Below are 17,779 nucleotides of genomic sequence, written 5' to 3'. Positions count from 1 at the left end.
ATATCGACACTCCTTATAGCGTTTACTAAGCAACTGAGGTACACCCAAATCTTGGTTAGTAAGGTTAGTAGCTTTGAAAACGTACCTCACCAGATCGGTAAGCGCTATATTTTATAAATATTCTGTATTGCTCATAACAAATTTTGTTATTTATGTAATATTAAAAATCTTACATATTCATACTTACTACAATCATCAAACAATTAAAATTTGGAAATTGTATTTAATTTACTAATCAGGATTTATTTTTCTGATAAAGTTTACTAAAGTCAAGCCTTACCCCTCTTTACATTACGACCAAAACATCGTAATAATACCTAACTTTTCTTGACTAATTCCCAACAAGGAGAAGATAGAAACAATCTTATATTTTTCAAAGAGAGCGTGTAATTTAACACATTTTTATCTTTGCTATTTTGTGTTGTTGCCACAGTATTTTCTAAATCTTTTCCATGAGAACTGAGGCAGAGAGAATATATGTTTTTAGACATTTTAGCTAGCCTGCAACGGTTGTTTGTGGGTTACATTCCTGCCGCAGTGTTAGGTAGTTTTATCGGATACCTAATAGGCATAAATAGCATGGTTTATCAGTTATTTAGGCTGATATTCCAGATACCACATAGTATCCCTCCTATAGCTTTGCTACCTATTGCATTAATAGTGTTTCAAGAGAGCGACTCGGCTGCTACTACAGTAGTTTTTCTAGGAACTCTCTGGACGATGATTATTAATACGGCAATTGGTATGCAACATTTTCGTAGGCAGAATAATAACTTTCGAGTAGCTATATTCCATATATTTCATGCCTTGAAAGTTAGTATTTGGGTAGCCTGGTTTATAGTTATTTCTATAGAAATGTTAACAGGCCCAAAAGGACTTGGCTTTACTCTCTGGGAAGCTTATAAAGCTGGCAATGCTGATTATATGATCCAGGTGATACTCTACATTGGTATCATTGGCTTTTTGCTGGATCAGTTACTAGATTTTGCAGCTTATATTCTTTCGCAAATGGTTTCAGATGGGAAAAAATCTTCCTAAATTTTATCTAGGCTTGCGGATTGCACCCTGCCAGCTAATAGTTTGTTTGGCAGAACGTATTCCCAAGGAACGAGTTGCTACGACTTCAATATCAACGTTGACACCAGGACGTAAAGCTGAATCAGGAATTTTGAGCTTGCCTAAAGCTAGAGTAAAACGGTTGTAGTCACGAGTCACAAGTTCGTTGGGAATATCCCCTTCATATTCAGTTTTGTAGCCAGAAAAGCCGTACAAGTTATCCTGGGCGCGGAATTTGATGCGAAACTGAGTATTAATAGCATCAGATTTCGCTGCCAAATCAACTATTTTTAAGTTGAGGTTTTGTCCTGCTTCGGCAAACTCTGCTACAGCTAACCGGGTGACATCTTTTTTGGGAATGGCATGGTTAACGGTAAATGTTGTTAAATTAGCTTCATTCTTGATGCTACCATCAACCCATAAGTCCTCAGCAAAAGTAACTTCTACTTGTTTGTTGTCAGTTAAATTCAGTGTTACAGCTTGATTGCCAAAGCTAGTAATAGGTTGTTTTTCTTGCCAAACTATTTGAAAAGTTTCTTCTAGACGCTGTTCAAACTCAAGGTAATCATCTGCGATCGCAGAACCAGGCGCAAGTAGAGAAACTGCACCTTTGCGAAGATTCCATTTGTTCTTGGAAAGGTTTACCGGTTTGTTTGTCAGTTCCGAAATTGCTAGCTGCACCGTTGGATTATCACCTGCCAAAGCTTCCTTGCTATTTACAATACTTAAAGTTCCTAAGCGCCCTTGGCTACCGTCACTACCATCGCTGCCATCTCGCCCATCGCTACCGTCGCTACATCGATAAACCTTTTCAGTACACTTATAATCCGGGCTACCGGGAGTTCCTTTACAGGTTTTCACTTCCCAACTCCGCTTGTGACAGCGACAACCCTGCGTACCGTTGCCACCTCTACCGCCACGTCCACCTTGCCCACCAGTTGCCCGAACAGAAATGTTTCGTAAATCTGCTAAATTGCTGTAATACACTGTGAGGGAACCACCATTTCCCCCATCTCCTCCCTTACCGCCGTTACCGCCATTGCCACCATTTGCTGCATTTATATCATGGCTGACGTGATTGCGTTGATAACCACAGTCAGGGCGATCGCTATGTTCCCCATCTTCTCCATCTTCACCATCTTTACCAGACAAATCAAGATTAACGGGTGAACCATTAACAAAAATATTTTGGTTTTCACCGCTTCTACCCGATCGCCCATCGGTTCCTGTACGTCCATCTCTGCCATTATTTCTGGCTACTCTATAATATTCGTCAGAGGCAACAGCTGGGCATAAAACTGAACCAGAGGCAGGCAAAAAGCTCGTAAATAAGCAAAATGTCAGCAGTAGTGGTAGTTTACTCCTAAAACCATTGTGCATTTAGTTACACCTAAAACTTGAGTTAATTCAACTACTACTGACGCTGACTTTTAATAATTTGCTCCCTTGTCTCTAGTGCTGTGCCTTTTACTTGGCTGTTGGATCGTCGTTTACCTTAACAATCAGTTTGCCAAAATTATCACCTCGAAGTAAACCAATGAATGCATGAGGAGCATTTTCTAAACCCATAACTACATCTTCTTTATACTTAAGCTGACCAGACTGTAACCATCCAGAAACATCACGCAAAAAATCATTAAACCGATGTTGATAATCGGAAACTAAGAAACCTTTGATTAAAGCTCGTTTGATTAGTAATGACATTAAATTAGGCCCTGATGGAGTAGATGTAGCGTTATACTCCGAAATTAAACCTACTAGTGGAATTCTTGCCCCAAGGTTGATCTGCTGCAATACAGTTTCTAAAATCACACCTGCTGTATTGTCATAGTAAACATCAATTCCATTAGGTGCAGCTTCTTTGAGTGCTGAATCAAGTTCTTGGGTTTTGCGGTTAATGCCAACATCAAAGCCTAATTCTTTAACTATATAGTCCCGCTTATCGTCACTCCCAACAATTCCCACTACTCTAGCACCTTTAATTTTGGCAATTTGGCCTGCTACTGCACCGACAGCACCAGAGGCGGCTGAAACCACAACAGTTTCACCTTCTTTCGGTTGACCAATATCAAGCAAAGCAGCATAAGCAGTCAGACCAGGCATACCCAGTACACCTAAGCTATAAGATAAAGGTGCTTGAGTGGGATCAAGTTTACGCAGTGTCTCACCCTTAGATACAGCATAAGTTTGCCAACCGTTATTGCTCAGAACAAAATCCCCTACTTGAAATTGAGGATAATTTGATTTAATTACTTGGCTGACTGTACCACCCACGATCGCAGAATTCAATTCTACTGATGCAGCATAAGACTCACCTGCACTAAGACGACCACGCATATAAGGGTCGAGAGATAGATAAATGGTGCGGCTAAGAATTTCGCCTTCACCCGGTTCGGGAGTTGGTGTTTCTACTAAAGCAAAATCACTCTCTTTTGGTTCGCCGACTGGACGACTTTTGAGGATGATTTGTTTGTTCATTAAATCAGACATCAGTTATTTTCCTCTAAATCCTAAAATGTTGCAAAAAATTGTAGTGGTCTGTCTCATTAATTCTGAAGGGTTATAAAAGTTCGTAGTAAGGACTTTAGTCCTTGATTTGAGCGATAAATCGCTCACTACAAACCTAGCAAAATTAATGCGATAGACCAGTAGGTTGGGGAGCCACTGCGTTGCGCGGGTTTCCCGCGTTGTAGCAAGTGGCGTTGGAGGCTTTGCCAAACCCAACATTCTGATATATGTTGGGTTGCGCTCCGCTTCACCCAACCTACGTCTAATTCACTTGTGTGTACACCGTAGCCTAAAAGGAGAGAGATTTAGAGAGAGGTTTTCCAGATGCCGTGAAAAGTCAGGAAAGAGTAGGTCAAAAAATCTGGCGCAGCCTTACAAAAAAAGTTTGAATATACTTAAAACCTCTGACCTATGCCTAAATGCACTTTGCTTTCTCCCTGGTCATTAATGCCATAGTCAGCCCGAATTAAGCCTAGTGGTGAATTTAAGCGGACTCCAGCCCCATAACCAAAACCATAGCCGGGTTTGTCTCGCACACCCGCCGGATTTCCTAATACAGTATCACCTGAGCCTAAGTCTGAAGCAAAGTCGGCAAATAATACACCCCCTATGATTGGTAAAACTGGAAAACGATATTCTGCGGAAGCTAAGACATAACTACGACCACTTCCCACATCGCCGGAATCGTAACCGCGCACTGAGTTGGAACCACCTAAATTAAAGCTTTCATAAGGCGGTAAATTACCAATGACGGTACCAGCTTGCAGGTTTACAGCAAATACTTGTGGCTGTTTGGTGTTAAATAACTGGACTGGTAGATATTGGCTGTAATTGGCTTTGAGGCGATTTAGAGAAATATTACCTTGACCGATGGGCACAGATTGTTCTGTACTCAAACTCAAAACGGAACCTTGAGTTGGGTTGAGGGGATTATCTCGTTGGTCTTTGGTGGCGGTGAAGGATACCGTAGTTAGGTCGTCAACACCAGTTCCACTCGCAGAGAGAGGATTGCCTTGAGCATCAGTTGGGGTAATATTACCTTGGCGATCGCGAATACTAGTTCGGGTATAGTTTAATCCTAATGAGGTATTCCAGTTGTCAATTGGTCTCTGTAAGCTGACACTCCCACCAATTTGACCTTCCCGTACTTTGTCGCCGTTAGCTAGCTTAATCTTGTCATCAAAGGTTTCCGAAAGTTCCCGATTACGAAAACCATTCACAGTGTACCCCAAGCGATCGGGGTTTGTTGCCCGATAAGGACTGACAAATTTGCTATTAAATTGCAAGTCTCGGCTACTTACGCCAACATTCACACCTAATGTATCGTTAACACCGCCAACATTCTGATCTTGATAGCTGATTGTGCCTACTAAACCCTGATCTGCATTGTAACTACCACCCAAGTTAACACCACGCGCCCCAGTTTCTTTGAGTTGGTAGACTAAATCAAGTTTTGTCGCATCTCCTTCTAAGGCAACATTCACTGTTTCAAATAAACCAGTGCGATATAGCTGTTGGATGTCTTGCTTGACGACATTTTCTTGGAAGATTTGACCAGGTTTTAGCTTGAGTTGCTGTTGTAGATAATCTGGTTTGGTGCGTCCCCCGACGGGATTGCCTTTGCTATCAAAGGTTTTACCCTCGTCGTTGACAAAGCGAAATTTGATATCACTCACCAAGCCTTCAGCAACATTCACAGTCAGAATGCCTTGAGAACTGGGTTTAATTGATAGCACCCGCGCTAAGTTATAACCATTGTCGGCGTACCACTTGTTAATTTGTGCTACTGCTTGCTGGAGTGCTACGGGACTGATGGTGGTTCCAATCTGAGATTGCAACTTTTGTTGAGCCACTTGGTAGGTGAGGACTTTAGCGCCAGATAATTGCAGCGATGCCTGCGGCGGGCTGCGCCTACGCACAATTACTGGTTGCACTTGATAAACTACATTCAATCCAGCCTGTGTGCTAAAGCTATTCACACTGACATTGCTAAATAAACCTGTATCCAATATTGCAGCGACATCTCTTTGTAGCTGACTTTGGCTGGTTTCTCCACCTACCTGGGTTTTAATGACTTTACGAATAATCTCCTGCAATTCTTGATTGGCTCCCACTACCTGTACGTCTGTAGCTGTGACTACCAAATTGCTCTCAGTAGCAGGGGTTTTGGGAGCAGGGGAGGCAGGGAGGATGGCTTGGGAAATTAATTCTTTCGCTGACTTTAAGACTACTGGAGAATTTTTGCTTGCACCTGTTTGTGCGGCGGCGGGATTTTGAGAAAATTGTTGTGCAACTATAGTTTCTGGAGAAGCAATTGTCTCTATCCGTGTGGGAGTGTCTTCAATTATCGGCACTACCAAGTTACCAGCTTTTGCCGTTGGAGTAACGGTTTTAGCGGATGCAGCCGTTGCTTGCTGAGTGACATTGGCAGCAGCTAAAGTAGCTAAAGTAAAAATTGCAGTAGCAGAAACTTGCATAATATTTAACCTAATTAACAGGGAGTTATAACAATTTTGGATTTTAGATTTTAGATTAAAAGACTTGATTAAAAAGCTTTTCCAATAATTTTAAACAACACATCCTTTGAGAATTTGGCATTAGTTGTAGGAAAGCAAAGAAATAGCGATAATACTAACTTCCAGCTTATTTGCCGATTTCCCCTATTTACACCTCTTACCCAAACGACAGTTAATTTTGATATTTTGTTTCTTATGAGTAATTCATCCCGCTTATCTGTAGCTTCTAACTCCCAACCTGCAACTTCTCCTTTACGATTACTTGTATTAAGTAATGGTCATGGGGAAGATGTAATTGCAGTTCGGATTTTGCAAGAACTCCAACAACAATCAAACCCACCAGAGATATTTGCTTTACCTCTGGTGGGTGAAGGACGTGCTTACCAACAGTTGGATATCCCTCTTATCGGTTCAGTTCGCACTATGCCTTCTGGTGGCTTTATTTATATGGATGGCCGCCAGTTGGCGCGGGATGTACGCGGTGGTTTATTACAACTTACCCTCAGCCAGATTAAAGCTGTCCGGCGATGGGTGAGTTCTCAAAAAAAATTAGGTAATAAAAGAGCGATTTTAGCTGTGGGAGATATTGTCCCCCTGTTGTTTGCAACTTTTAGTGGCGCTAATTATGCCTTTGTGGGTACGGCGAAATCTGAATATTATGTGCGCGATGAAGCTGGATTATTACCACGGAAATCCAAAGACGCGCGTTGGGAAAACTTTTCTGGTTCAGTCTACCATCCTTGGGAACGTTGGTTAATGAGTCGTCGCCGTTGTAAGGCAGTGTTTCCTAGAGATGTGCTGACGACGGAAACATTAAAACAATGGCCAATTCCCGCTTTTAATTTGGGTAATCCCATGATGGATGGTCTACAACCGACCTTTTCACGCCAACAATTTTATAGTCGGGATAGTCATCAGCAAGAAACGGTTAGACCTTTGATGGTGACTCTTCTTCCTGGTTCCCGTCCGCCAGAGGCATACACCAACTGGGAAAAAATTATGATTGCTGTATCTGCGCTGATGGCAAGTTTTCAGGAGCGAGATTCGGTGTTTTACACTTCTGGCACAGTGATATTTTTAGGTGCGATCGCTCCTGGTTTAGACTCTAATATTTTATCCCAAAGCGTGCAATCCCAAGGTTGGCGAGCGGAATCGGTATGTCCTATCCAACTTCCCGATCCAAATGTATTGGCATTTAAACAAAGAAATGCGTATCTTTTGCTGACTCAACAATCCTATAATGACTGCTTACATTTGGGAGATTTTGCGATCGCAATGGCAGGTACAGCCACAGAACAGTTTATCGGTTTAGGGAAACCTGCGATCGCTATTCCCGGCAATGGCCCCCAATATAACCCTACCTTTGCTGAAGCTCAAAGCCGTCATTTAGGATCATCTTTGATTTTAGTCGAGCAACCAGCTGAAGTGGCCGAGATCGTCCAGTCTCTATTCAAAGATCCTGATATTTTGCAAATTATTGCCGAAAATGGCCTGCGGCGTATGGGCAAACCAGGGGCCGCACTACGCATTGCAGAATGTTTACAGGAACGATTGAGTTGATGGGAATTGGGAATTGGGCATTGGTTATTAATTAATCTCCCTGATCTCCCTCGTTTCCAGTTCCTTATGCTACTAACCCAGAACGTAAGGCCCTGACGGCAGCTTGGGTACGATCATCAGCACATAATTTATTTAGAATATTACGAACATGAGTCTTTACAGTACCAACTGTAATATAGAGTTTCTCGGCAATTTGCCCATTGCTACATCCAGCTACAATCAATTCTAAAATTTCCAATTCCCGTTGAGTCAGGGGATATGTTTCTAAAACTTGCTCGTATTCTGACGCTAGCGCCTCAATTTTTACAGTCTTCGGCTTATCAGAACTTTGGCTTTCTCCAGGAATGCCTTGGCGCATTTTCCGCAATACCACATTGGCGATCGCCGGATCAATCCAAGAGTTACCGCCGTGAGTTGCTTGAATCGCCTCAGTTAATTTACTGATGCTTGTTTCTTTCATGTAATAAGAATCAGCACCTGCTGCAAAAGCTGCAAGTACAGCGTCTTCAGTGTGATCCATTGTTAGGATCAGAATTTTCGTTGTCGTCTGACCAGTTTCAGCTTGATGGCGTTTGAATTTACGGGTGAGTTCAATGCCATCCATGTCAGGTAAACCGATGTCTACAACAGCTACATCTGGCTTTGCCGTTTCCAAAAGTTTTAGTCCTTGAGTCGCATTTGCTGCTTCGCCTATTACTTTCAAGGCGCTGTGAGACTGTAATGCCGCTCTTAGCCCCATTCGTGTTAAGTCATGATCTTCAATTAAAATAATGCTAATTTCATTCATCGCTATACCCGCTCTTACGCTGTTTGCATCTTTCAAAGTATTACCTTTCGTTTAGCGCTTTCTCTTATTTCCCCAAACCAAAGATAGATGATATTTTAACCAGTCTGCATCCATCGCTAGAAATAATAAATTTTCTCTTTTTTTATATTTAGATAGAGGACATATCTAGCTGGAGATATATAGATACTTGCACAAAAAGTATGAAATATTGAGATGAATGCCAAATTGCTCTCTTTTGCTCAGAATTCAGCTTTTAGTTGCCATCTTTCATTAGTTATTTCCTATTATCTTGTACAAAGCTTTGAACAAAGCTTATAAAAATGGACGAAGTTCTGACTTTTAACGGGATCTGGAAAACCTCACTTCCATTCCTTTTTCCTTATAGGAAAGAGATTTTAAATTCTCCCCCAACCCTACAAGGTTTGAGGACTTGGGGTTTAGGTTTCGCCTCTTGTTTTCCCTATCACGTGAAAAGTCAGGCTCAATGGTGGACAATCTCAAAAGGAATTCAACTACAACTGCATGGGGTAATTACTCGTGCATCCAGATGGTGGGCGACTTATGGCTCAAAAGTTAAACCCTTCGCCAGTCAAAGTGGGCAAGTAATCTTTTTAATGCCAAAAGGCTTAGAAAGACTTGGTATTCTTCCTAAAGTTTGCGAGGAGGTTTTGGGAATTTTCCAAACTGTGAAAGTTTGCGATCGTTAAGAAAATTGTTGAAATTGCAGGAGGTAGGATTACTTGTGATTCACAAATAGGTATAGGAAGCACTTTCTTATTTACCTGGTCTAACCAAATCTAATGGTTAAAACTGCTCAAGCTTATGGTACACGATAATGGTATGCAACTCTCACCAATGGCTGACGACGGTCGCTTGCTCACTCATTTACAATTGGTTTAAGCTTGGTAAAGTATTTTATTTTACTTTATATCAGTTCTGTCTGTTGTGCCTAGAGCAATAGTTTTCGATTTGTTAATTGCTAGTTTTTTGAAAGCCATTGGTAGTTTGCTAGGAGTTTAATTTCAATAGTCTGGCAAACTAAACAGATTAAAAATACAACAGACTAAATTTAACCCAACAATTAGCTTTAAAAGCAACTCCTGTAATTGTAATGACAACCTCAAATCAAGATCAACACCGAGTGAAAGCTGATGACTTAAATCTAGCCAGACATATCCTCAAGCCTTTCATCTTGCCTAATGTCAAGATGATGGCAACGCAAAACAAGTATTGGATATTGTGCTAAACGCCTTAGTTAATCAAGTTACAGATTTTAAATCTCCGAAAATCTTATATTTTTTTTAATTGGATAATCTCAAAAGAGAAATGTTATACATCAACCTATGTTTGGCGGCAAAAATTAAAAACGATGGAAGAGACGCTGAAAATTTTGGTTGTAGACGATGACGAAGTAGACAGGATGGTAGTCCGTCAGGGCCTGACGATAGCAGGTATTCAGATGGAACTGTCTGAAGTCGGCAATGGCAATGATGCGTTTTCTGCCTTAAGCATTACTGCTTATGATTGTGTTTTCCTCGACTATGATTTACCAAACCAGGATGGACTAACCTTGATTCAACGGCTACGTTTTTCGGAAATTCAAGTTCCTATAGTAGTCTTGACTGGTCAAAAAGATGAACAAATGTCTGTTCAATTAATTAAAGCTGGTGCTACAGACTATCTCTCTAAGTCTAGGATATCATCAGAAAACTTGGCACAAGTTTTGCGGAGTGCAATTCGGATTTATCGGGCTGAAATGCAGGCAGCTTTGGCAAAAGAGCAGCTTAGAGAAAGTAATGAAAAACTCATTCGTAAGAACCAAGAATTGGAGAGACAACAAGAACAGATTCAAATACAAAACTTTAAGCTGTTGGAGGCATCACGGTTAAAATCACATTTTTTGGCCACTATGTCTCACGAACTCAGAACGCCGATGAATGCGATTATTGGTTTTTCGCAAATACTGCTGCGTCCTAAGTTCGGTCAACTAAGTAACCAGCAAGCAGATATGGTTGAGCGCATCTTAAATAATGGGAAGCATTTACTGATGCTACTCAATGAAGTTCTTGACTTTTCGAAGCTGGAGATAGGACGATTAGACTTAAAGGCGGAAATATTTGATGTATCAAAGGTCATAAATCTCGCTGTAGGTGAAATGCGTTCACTCGCTGATGCTAAAAAGCTGTCATTGTTACTGCAAACCGATTTGCAAAATCCTTTTATATTTAACGATCCTATTCGGATCAGACAAATTTTAACTAACCTACTCTCCAATGCGATTAAGTTCACAGAGTCTGGTGAGATTTTGGTTGAGGTTAAGGAACTACCTACAGATAAAGTGGTAATTATTGTTAGGGATACAGGTATTGGTATAGCATCCAGAGATTTTAAACGTATCTTTGAAGCATTTCGGCAAGTCGATCAAACTATTACTCGCAAATATCCAGGGACTGGTCTGGGTTTGGCAATTGTAGATTCATTGGTGCGAATGATGGGCGGCAAAATTTTTCTGGAGAGCAAATTGGGCATTGGTTCAATGTTTAAAATTGAATTGCCGCGTCAAATCACATTACAAAATGTGGCAGATGATCCTCCCAATTTACAATTAGACAGCGACGGAATTTTTGGTAGAGCAAAAAATCCCCATCAGTCATCTTCTCAAGCTAGGCAAGCACCGATAGGATATCCTAAATTTAAACTATAAATTACTTCCAAAAAACTGAGAAAAATTTATAAATTATGTCTGTAGTTGAAAATAATAAAATTTATCGTATTCTCGCAGTTGATGACACTCGAGATAATCTTATTTTGGTTCAAGCGATTTTAGAAAGTGAGGGATATGAAATTGATTTGGCTTCAGATGGAATAAAGGCTTTGAGACAAGTTGAAAAATCTCCACCCGATCTGATTTTGTTAGATGTAATGATGCCGGGGATGGATGGTTATGAAGTCACGCGTCGGATTCGGAATAACCCAGCAATTAGTTATATTCCAATTCTGCTGATTACTGCTTTTCATGAATCTAGCGTTGTCGAAGGTTTAGATGCTGGTGCTGACGATTTTATTCGTAAACCATTTGATACGGATGAACTACTGGCAAGAGTGCGATCGCTATTACGTCTCAAGCACAGTCTGGACGAACAACAAAAAATGACCCGCCAACGGGAAGACTTTGTTTCCCGTCTGACTCATGATTTGCGAACTCCTTTAGTTGCTGCCGATCGGATGTTGAGTTTGTTTGAAATGGAAACATTCTGCAAAATCTCGCCGGAAATGAAACAGGCGATCGCAGTTATGATTCGCAGTAACCAAAATTTGATGGACATGGTAAACACCCTCCTAGAAGTTTATCGCTTCGAGGCAGGTAAAAAAACGTTGAATTGGGAAGTATGTGATTTACGTGAGATATCTGAAGAAGTTGTGAGCGAACTAAGCCCTCTAACTAATGAAAAAGGTTTGACCCTGACAACAGACACCAGTAAATTAGATCCATTGGATAAAAATGCTGGGGTTATTATGGGCGATCGCTTAGAACTACGCCGAGTGCTAAACAATTTGATCGCCAATGCCATCAAATTTACGGATACAGGAGGGATCACAATCCGCATTTTTGAAACATCACCTCTTCCAGGAAATCAAGATTCGGTAACAATTGAGGTACAAGATACAGGATATGGAATTGCACCCGAAGATCAGGCAACAATTTTTGAGCGATTTCGCCAAGGCAAACATAAACGTTCAGGTAGTGGCTTAGGACTACATTTATCCCACAGGATTGTAGAAGGGCACGCAGGAACTATCCAGGTTGCTTCTGAAGTAGGTAAAGGTACTTTGTTCACTGTCCAACTACCCAAGAACATTTAACTTCTTTACAGGGACATTTTTCTGCTGGATTGCTAATCTTGACAAAGTTCAAAAGCTGAGTAAGGAGAGAATTTTCCTCCCAATACACGGCGAATTATAGCCTCTAAGTCCTCAATCATATAGGGTTTGCTGATATAATCATCAAATCCTGCCTTGAGGATACGCTCTCTATCCTCCGTGGTAGCTAAAGCCGTGACTGCGATCGCTGGAATTTTGGAAGTTAAGGGTTCTTGCTTTAGATGACGCACAACATCGATACCGCTAAGACCTGGTAACAAAATATCCAACAAAATTAAGTCCGGTTGATATTCTTTAGCCACCAGCACTGTTGCAGAACAATCTGTTTGACAAATAAATCTACAACCCATTAACTCAAGAGCATAACTAATCAGCAAAAGACTATCATCATGGTCTTCCACTGCCAAAATCAAAGGCTGGTGAGAGTTTTGCTGCTTTTCATCACTCATGAATGAATGTGCCAAATACATCTCTTCTCCAGAAGATTTTATTAGGATTCCTCGTCTGTCTCTATTAGGGAGATACAGACGAAGCTTCGCGCGAACTTATGGAATAGTACTCGGTCAGAATTAGCTAATGTGTTTTACTTTTGCCTATTTGATGATTCTTAACCACGCAAAAATTGCTGAGGTAAGAAAACCTCAAGCTGAGAGGTTTAGCGGATACTTTTCGATTATACGCAAAATTACAGAATATTTTCTTAATAAATTCACCATAACTTTATATAAAAAGATCAGATGATGATTTAAAACAGTATCGGCTTGAACTATGTATGCTTGGAGATTTTAAAGATACTAAATAAACAAGTAATTCAAGTTATTAACTGTTAAATTTTGTACTGAAGTTTACGTGCTTAATCTAATTTAGACACACTCTTTATTAGTTGTACAGACACGATTGTTTAGGTTAAACCAAGAGATTATTTTTGATATATTCCTGAAAAGAAGTAGCTTTTCATCTTTTGTCCAAGGCTATCTACTACTTTAGTATAGCGCGATGTCTATGACAGGCTACACCTATGCAGAAATTTGTTTCTAGATTATTTATTGAAGTTTAATGTCAATACGCTTGGGTTAAGGTTAAAAATTAAAACTGGCGTAGGTTGGCCCGTATTTCTCACAAAGTCTGATAGAAATCAGGTATAAAACTGCTAAAAGCTATATGTGACAAGCATTTGAGTAATTACAAAGTATAAACCACTACTAACATGTCAATGCTAAAACATTGGGTTCAAAAATATAGAAAGTCGTAAACAAAATTATTTTATGATTGCTCAACCCAACAAATTAAGCTTGCTGCGCTACTACTGGTCTATCGCATTAATTTTGCTAGGTTTGTAGTGAGCGATTTATCGCTCAAATCAAGGACTAAAGTCCTTACTACGAACTTTTATAAACCTTCAGAATTAATGAGACAGACCACTACTACTATTCTTCTTAACTGAAACGTATTCAGTTTAATACAACCAAAAGCTTGAGAATAATTTCATTTAAGCTTTGTTAAATTAGACCATTGATGCCTATTAATTTTATCTACGATCAATTTTATTTTTAATCACATCTATTAAAATATTTATCTATCTAAAGGGGGTTGAAATAATTTCTATGTTATCAATATATATCAGTACCAGATTTTATAATTATTGTACACATCCTAGAGGAAGATGACCAGAATTAAGAGTAGCTCTAAATTAATTTTGGTGTGTCGAATAACTGCTTTCAATGAAGGTTTAGCTGAGTGCTAAACCTTTTTTCATGCCTATCGTTAGAGTATGTCAACACACTCTAGACAGATGAACTGAAATCAAAGTAATTATAAATTAGCAAGGTATGGTAAACACTTGGTATATATAGGGCATGGCTTTTAGCCATGCCTTTTTTGTGACTGGCACTAACCAACTGAAACATACAGTTAATGAGGCAAAAAATAGCCCATATATGCTATCGCGTATCCTCTCTAAGGCATCGGCGAGGATCTACAAGTTCTTCAACGGAGTACTCGCAAGATATTGCCCCTAGATTTCGTACTTGATGTATGAGTATTAATCAAAAGTTACTTTCAAAATATCCTCTAACTTCCTAATAATAATATATCCATATCATATTAAACATTGTTTAACATGATCCTAAAGAAATAGAAAAGCTCATCAAAATATGCCTATTGGTGTTATTAAATACTATATATCAATAGAACAAGCAACAAAAAACCATCAATACCATATATAGATCAATATTCGTATCATTCTATAGATAGTAGAAATAACTATTTTACAAAGTTATTATTCAGCCTGTTAATGCCTGAAAAACGTGTATGCACCCTGGATATTCTTCCAGGGTCTTTTTTTGAAAAATTATAAGTAAAAGATAGACTTTCGTCAGATTAGAAGTAAATTGATGGGCGATATTTTTATACACTGGTTGAGCAGAAAAAATATAGAGGGGATATATCAGAATCTATCTTGGTGATTAGAGTCTTTAGCCTAATCCAGAAATCTTTAAACAGGATTAACTTTAGGTAGATTTTTTGTGTATTTTTTCAAAAAATTAGTTAAGATTTTTATCAAATTATGAAATACCAAATTTCTGAATATTTATACACATCCTCTAGGATGATGAACTGTAGTACAGAGTAGAACTAAATTAATTTTGTACGTTGTTAAGCACAGCAATTATTGAGGTTTGGTTCACAGCCAAACCTTTTTTTTACGAGTAACCAGGAAGTGTACTATCAGATTTCAGAATATTTGGATACAGTCTATAGGAAGATGAACTAAAGTAAGAGTCAGTCTAAATTAATCTTGGTGTAGTAAATGCTTGGTATATATAGAGGCTTGGTTTAACCAAGCCTTTTATTATGTACAAGTCTTCAAGAATTTTGGATACAGTCTATAGGAAGATGAACTGCTAAAAAAGTCAGTCTAAATTAATCTGAAATGTCTACTTAAGCACTAAATCTATAGGTTTAGCACTGAGCTAAACCTATTTTCTGATCGAGTGAAGAGAAAGGAGCGATGCCGATAGCGTACCCCTGCGGAGGCAGGCTACGCTGGGCAGTTTCATACGAAAAAAGAAAAATACATAAAGTATTTATTAGACATCTCCAGAAATTAAATATGCGTTATCCAGAATCCTTGTAGAGACGTAGCACTGCTACGTCTCTACACTCATTTTCGGAGAAGGGCTTTCTGGCTTATCCCAAGCGTATTGGGATAAAACTAAAACTGGATCTAACTTGTGTGTACACCGTAGCATTGATGACACTGGGTAAATTCCATCTAATTAATTGCAAAATAATCATCAATCTTATGCGTTAATTGCATTGGTACGGATTTATAATAGCTTCACAGATGCGATTCTAAATGTTAGGGAATAAAGATGGATACCCCTGGCGTTGACCAGGGGCTTTTTATTTAGGGGCTACGCTTTAAACGTCAATACCGGACTCAATCGCGCCACAACGTCCACCATTTCTGCCTCAACCTGCACATCAATTACAGACTGAATCGGTTTATAGGCGGCTGGTGCTTCTTCAATGCGGCGTTCTTCACGCAAGGTAATGCAGTCTATCCCGGTTAATCCCAGTTCTGCCTCATTTTGAGATGCACCTCTGCGATTGAGGTCGAAGCGAGAACGAATTCTTCCCGCGCCGTGTGAGGCCGAATTACAAAAGGCTGGATTGCCTTTACCCACCATCAGATAAGAATAAGCACCCATTGAACCAGGGATAATCACTGGTTGCCCTGCATGGGCTGGACAAGCGCCCTTGCGTGTTACCCATCCTTTACCTTCCGGCAAGGTGATATTATGCGGCAAATCATAAACTAGAGGTGCTTCCACATCTTTATATACTTCTCGCAAACGCAGACGTAGCAGTTCTGCTAATAGCAGGCGATTAATAAAAGCATAGTTAGCAGCAGTTGCCTCAGCTTGCAGGTAACTGGCGACTAATTCTGGGTGAGAATGGGTAGAGAGAGGAAAAATCTGAGAATCAGGGTACTTCAGACCTTTTTGCCAAGTCGCCTTAGCTTTATCTCGCCATATTCCCCCGATATACTTACCCACGTTTCGAGAACCAGAGTGAATCATAAAAGCCAGTTGTCCCTCGCGCACTCCCCAAGCGTGGGCAAGTGGGCGATTTTCAACTTTATCAACTCGCTGCACTTCTACAAAATGATTGCCGCCGCCAATGGTTGCCAGTCCGCCATCGCGTACCATTCCAGCATCGGGAACCAATTCTTCAGGTGCAAGTTTCCAGTCACCATCCATTGAACCACCTAAGAAGATGCGTTCGCCCCTGGCGTTGGCGGAGCCATCGCCCTCTTGGAGTAGTTGCTGCAAATCAGATTTGACTACACTTCCAGTAGGCCGATCTAGCATGGCATCCAGCCAACCGGGAATTCCGTATTGAAATAGCGATCGCATTGCCTCAGCAGTCATTGTCACATCACGCGTACCAAAGAAGTAATCCCCCTTCATTTTTTCGACGAATTGGTCGCGCTTTGCCATGAATTCGTCGATTGTCAAATCAGCAACGTGCAGGCGCATTCCACAATTGATGTCAGAACCGACAGCGCCAGGGATAACCTGACCCACAGTTTCGACAATTGAACCAATGGCAACACCCGCATCACCTGGGTGAAAGTCAGGGGTAGCACAGGCACGGCAAACGCATCCACCAGATGGGTGGCGGACGCTTGCCAAATTCGCTAGCTGCTTCAGTGCCTTAGCTTCTACGGGGAAGCCTTCTGGCAGTAGCACTTCTGCTACAGGGGCATCAGGAGAATTAACTAAACGGACAGAATAAGTGCGATTATCGTAAGTTACATCCAAACCCTGCCGCTCTAAAGCACGCAGGAGACGTTTTAAATTTTTTGGCTGCATGAAAACTCCAAATTGAGCCTTAAAAAAGACTCTTGGTTGTGAAGAGAGTAGGAGACTTGGGTTCAGCAGCCGCGTCTCAAGTGGTGCGGAGGGTTATTTCCCCAGAATTGTCGGGAAAACAACAGGTTATATAGCTTTGATAACACACACTTGCATTGGAAAACAAGTGTTTTGTAGTATTTTGTATTCTTTGCATTTTATATACTACATCTGTAAAGAAATTAGAACTTTAGCTAAAAACTTTTAAAATTCTCTAGACTCTCCAGCCGACTAGAGAGTCTAGTATGAATTCAAGGGGACTCTCAACCAGAAATTTCTGATTGTTGACGGTTATCCCTCAGTCATCCAACTTGGTTTGGCTAGGTTGTTTATTTTTATCCCGTAAATCTATGACTCTCCAACTCACAGTTCCCAATATGTCTTGTTCTGTTTGTGCAAGCACTATCACCAAAACACTTCAAGCAGTCGATGCCAATGCAAGCGTTCAGGCTGATCCAACAACCAAGCTTGTCAGTGTAGAAACTCAAGCATCAGAAACAGAAATTAAGGAAGCGTTGGCTGCTGCTGGCTATCCAGTTGCTTAATCTTTA

Annotated in this window: 13 protein-coding genes; 7 read left to right on the top strand and 6 right to left on the bottom strand. The window is 40.3% G+C overall.

The window, feature by feature from the left end; translation table 11 throughout:
- The first annotated feature begins 477 nt into the window (after positions 1 to 477).
- Positions 478 to 1,038, top strand: a complete 561-nt coding sequence (locus FD724_RS29265; protein ID WP_179075031.1) for a nitrate transporter — start codon at positions 478 to 480, stop codon at positions 1,036 to 1,038.
- Between the two features lie 3 nt (positions 1,039 to 1,041).
- On the opposite strand, the gene FD724_RS29260 is transcribed toward FD724_RS29265, so the two are convergent.
- The 3 genes from FD724_RS29260 to FD724_RS29250 form a co-directional block, all read right to left on the bottom strand.
- Positions 1,042 to 2,436 carry a collagen-like protein gene (locus tag FD724_RS29260; RefSeq protein WP_179075030.1) on the bottom strand — a complete coding sequence of 465 codons (1,395 nt, stop codon included), beginning with the start codon at positions 2,434 to 2,436 and terminating at the stop codon, positions 1,042 to 1,044.
- Between the two features lie 87 nt (positions 2,437 to 2,523).
- The gene (locus FD724_RS29255; protein WP_179075029.1) at positions 2,524 to 3,546 is read right to left on the bottom strand and encodes an NADP-dependent oxidoreductase; all 1,023 of its coding nucleotides are present in this window, start codon (positions 3,544 to 3,546) and stop codon (positions 2,524 to 2,526) included.
- 413 nt (positions 3,547 to 3,959) lie between these two features.
- The gene (locus FD724_RS29250; RefSeq protein WP_179075028.1) at positions 3,960 to 6,041 is read right to left on the bottom strand and encodes an outer membrane protein assembly factor; all 2,082 of its coding nucleotides are present in this window, start codon (positions 6,039 to 6,041) and stop codon (positions 3,960 to 3,962) included.
- 234 nt (positions 6,042 to 6,275) lie between these two features.
- Here FD724_RS29250 and FD724_RS29245 point away from each other — a divergent pair, with 234 nt between their 5' ends.
- Positions 6,276 to 7,640 (top strand): lipid-A-disaccharide synthase-related protein, encoded by a 1,365-nt coding sequence (locus tag FD724_RS29245; RefSeq protein ID WP_179075027.1) that lies wholly within the window; start codon positions 6,276 to 6,278, stop codon positions 7,638 to 7,640.
- Between the two features lie 64 nt (positions 7,641 to 7,704).
- Here the strand turns inward: FD724_RS29245 and FD724_RS29240 are convergent, their stop codons facing one another.
- A complete protein-coding gene (locus FD724_RS29240) occupies positions 7,705 to 8,427 on the bottom strand; it encodes a response regulator transcription factor (protein WP_174710515.1) in 723 nt (240 codons plus the stop codon).
- 320 nt (positions 8,428 to 8,747) lie between these two features.
- Here FD724_RS29240 and FD724_RS29235 point away from each other — a divergent pair, with 320 nt between their 5' ends.
- The 4 genes from FD724_RS29235 (at position 8,748) to FD724_RS29225 (ending at position 12,291) form a co-directional block, all read left to right on the top strand.
- A complete protein-coding gene (locus FD724_RS29235; protein ID WP_179075026.1) occupies positions 8,748 to 9,134 on the top strand; it encodes a hypothetical protein in 387 nt (128 codons plus the stop codon).
- Between the two features lie 404 nt (positions 9,135 to 9,538).
- Complete coding sequence (locus FD724_RS41180; protein WP_256874388.1) at positions 9,539 to 9,673, top strand: hypothetical protein; 135 nt, start codon at positions 9,539 to 9,541, stop codon at positions 9,671 to 9,673.
- A gap of 123 nt (positions 9,674 to 9,796) precedes the next feature.
- Positions 9,797 to 11,131 carry a hybrid sensor histidine kinase/response regulator gene (locus FD724_RS29230; protein WP_179075025.1) on the top strand — a complete coding sequence of 445 codons (1,335 nt, stop codon included), beginning with the start codon at positions 9,797 to 9,799 and terminating at the stop codon, positions 11,129 to 11,131.
- A 35-nt stretch (positions 11,132 to 11,166) separates the two neighbouring features.
- Complete coding sequence (locus FD724_RS29225) at positions 11,167 to 12,291, top strand: hybrid sensor histidine kinase/response regulator (protein WP_114084900.1); 1,125 nt, start codon at positions 11,167 to 11,169, stop codon at positions 12,289 to 12,291.
- Between the two features lie 32 nt (positions 12,292 to 12,323).
- Here FD724_RS29225 and FD724_RS29220 read toward each other — a convergent pair whose 3' ends face one another.
- Both FD724_RS29220 and FD724_RS29215 read right to left on the bottom strand, forming a co-directional pair.
- Entirely contained in the window at positions 12,324 to 12,779 is a 456-nt protein-coding gene (locus FD724_RS29220) for a response regulator (RefSeq protein ID WP_012408171.1), read from the bottom strand.
- 2,946 nt (positions 12,780 to 15,725) lie between these two features.
- Positions 15,726 to 17,189, bottom strand: coding sequence for an RtcB family protein (locus tag FD724_RS29215; RefSeq protein WP_179075024.1), 1,464 nt, complete (start codon positions 17,187 to 17,189; stop codon positions 15,726 to 15,728).
- Positions 17,190 to 17,578: 389 nt separating this feature from the next.
- Here FD724_RS29215 and FD724_RS29210 point away from each other — a divergent pair, with 389 nt between their 5' ends.
- Positions 17,579 to 17,773, top strand: coding sequence for a heavy-metal-associated domain-containing protein (locus FD724_RS29210; RefSeq protein WP_114084902.1), 195 nt, complete (start codon positions 17,579 to 17,581; stop codon positions 17,771 to 17,773).
- The last annotated feature ends 6 nt before the right edge of the window (positions 17,774 to 17,779 follow it).

It is taken from the genome of Nostoc sp. C057, from assembly GCF_013393925.1.
GTDB classification, from domain to species: Bacteria; Cyanobacteriota; Cyanobacteriia; order Cyanobacteriales; family Nostocaceae; genus Nostoc; species Nostoc muscorum_A.
The sequence above is the reverse complement of the archived record's forward strand: the minus strand, read 5'-3'. Positions and strand labels throughout refer to the sequence as shown.

What these genes read in the sequence shown, in the direction of transcription:
- FD724_RS29265 (WP_179075031.1), top strand. Translation starts at nt 478, where the DNA reads ATGTTTTTAGACATTTTAGCTAGCCTGCAACGGTTGTTTGTGGGTTAC.
- FD724_RS29260 (WP_179075030.1), bottom strand. Translation starts at nt 2,436, where the DNA reads ATGCACAATGGTTTTAGGAGTAAACTACCACTACTGCTGACATTTTGC.
- FD724_RS29255 (WP_179075029.1), bottom strand. Translation starts at nt 3,546, where the DNA reads ATGTCTGATTTAATGAACAAACAAATCATCCTCAAAAGTCGTCCAGTC.
- FD724_RS29250 (WP_179075028.1), bottom strand. Translation starts at nt 6,041, where the DNA reads ATGCAAGTTTCTGCTACTGCAATTTTTACTTTAGCTACTTTAGCTGCT.
- FD724_RS29245 (WP_179075027.1), top strand. Translation starts at nt 6,276, where the DNA reads ATGAGTAATTCATCCCGCTTATCTGTAGCTTCTAACTCCCAACCTGCA.
- FD724_RS29240 (WP_174710515.1), bottom strand. Translation starts at nt 8,427, where the DNA reads ATGAATGAAATTAGCATTATTTTAATTGAAGATCATGACTTAACACGA.
- FD724_RS29235 (WP_179075026.1), top strand. Translation starts at nt 8,748, where the DNA reads ATGGACGAAGTTCTGACTTTTAACGGGATCTGGAAAACCTCACTTCCA.
- FD724_RS41180 (WP_256874388.1), top strand. Translation starts at nt 9,539, where the DNA reads ATGACAACCTCAAATCAAGATCAACACCGAGTGAAAGCTGATGACTTA.
- FD724_RS29230 (WP_179075025.1), top strand. Translation starts at nt 9,797, where the DNA reads ATGGAAGAGACGCTGAAAATTTTGGTTGTAGACGATGACGAAGTAGAC.
- FD724_RS29225 (WP_114084900.1), top strand. Translation starts at nt 11,167, where the DNA reads ATGTCTGTAGTTGAAAATAATAAAATTTATCGTATTCTCGCAGTTGAT.
- FD724_RS29220 (WP_012408171.1), bottom strand. Translation starts at nt 12,779, where the DNA reads ATGTATTTGGCACATTCATTCATGAGTGATGAAAAGCAGCAAAACTCT.
- FD724_RS29215 (WP_179075024.1), bottom strand. Translation starts at nt 17,189, where the DNA reads ATGCAGCCAAAAAATTTAAAACGTCTCCTGCGTGCTTTAGAGCGGCAG.
- FD724_RS29210 (WP_114084902.1), top strand. Translation starts at nt 17,579, where the DNA reads ATGACTCTCCAACTCACAGTTCCCAATATGTCTTGTTCTGTTTGTGCA.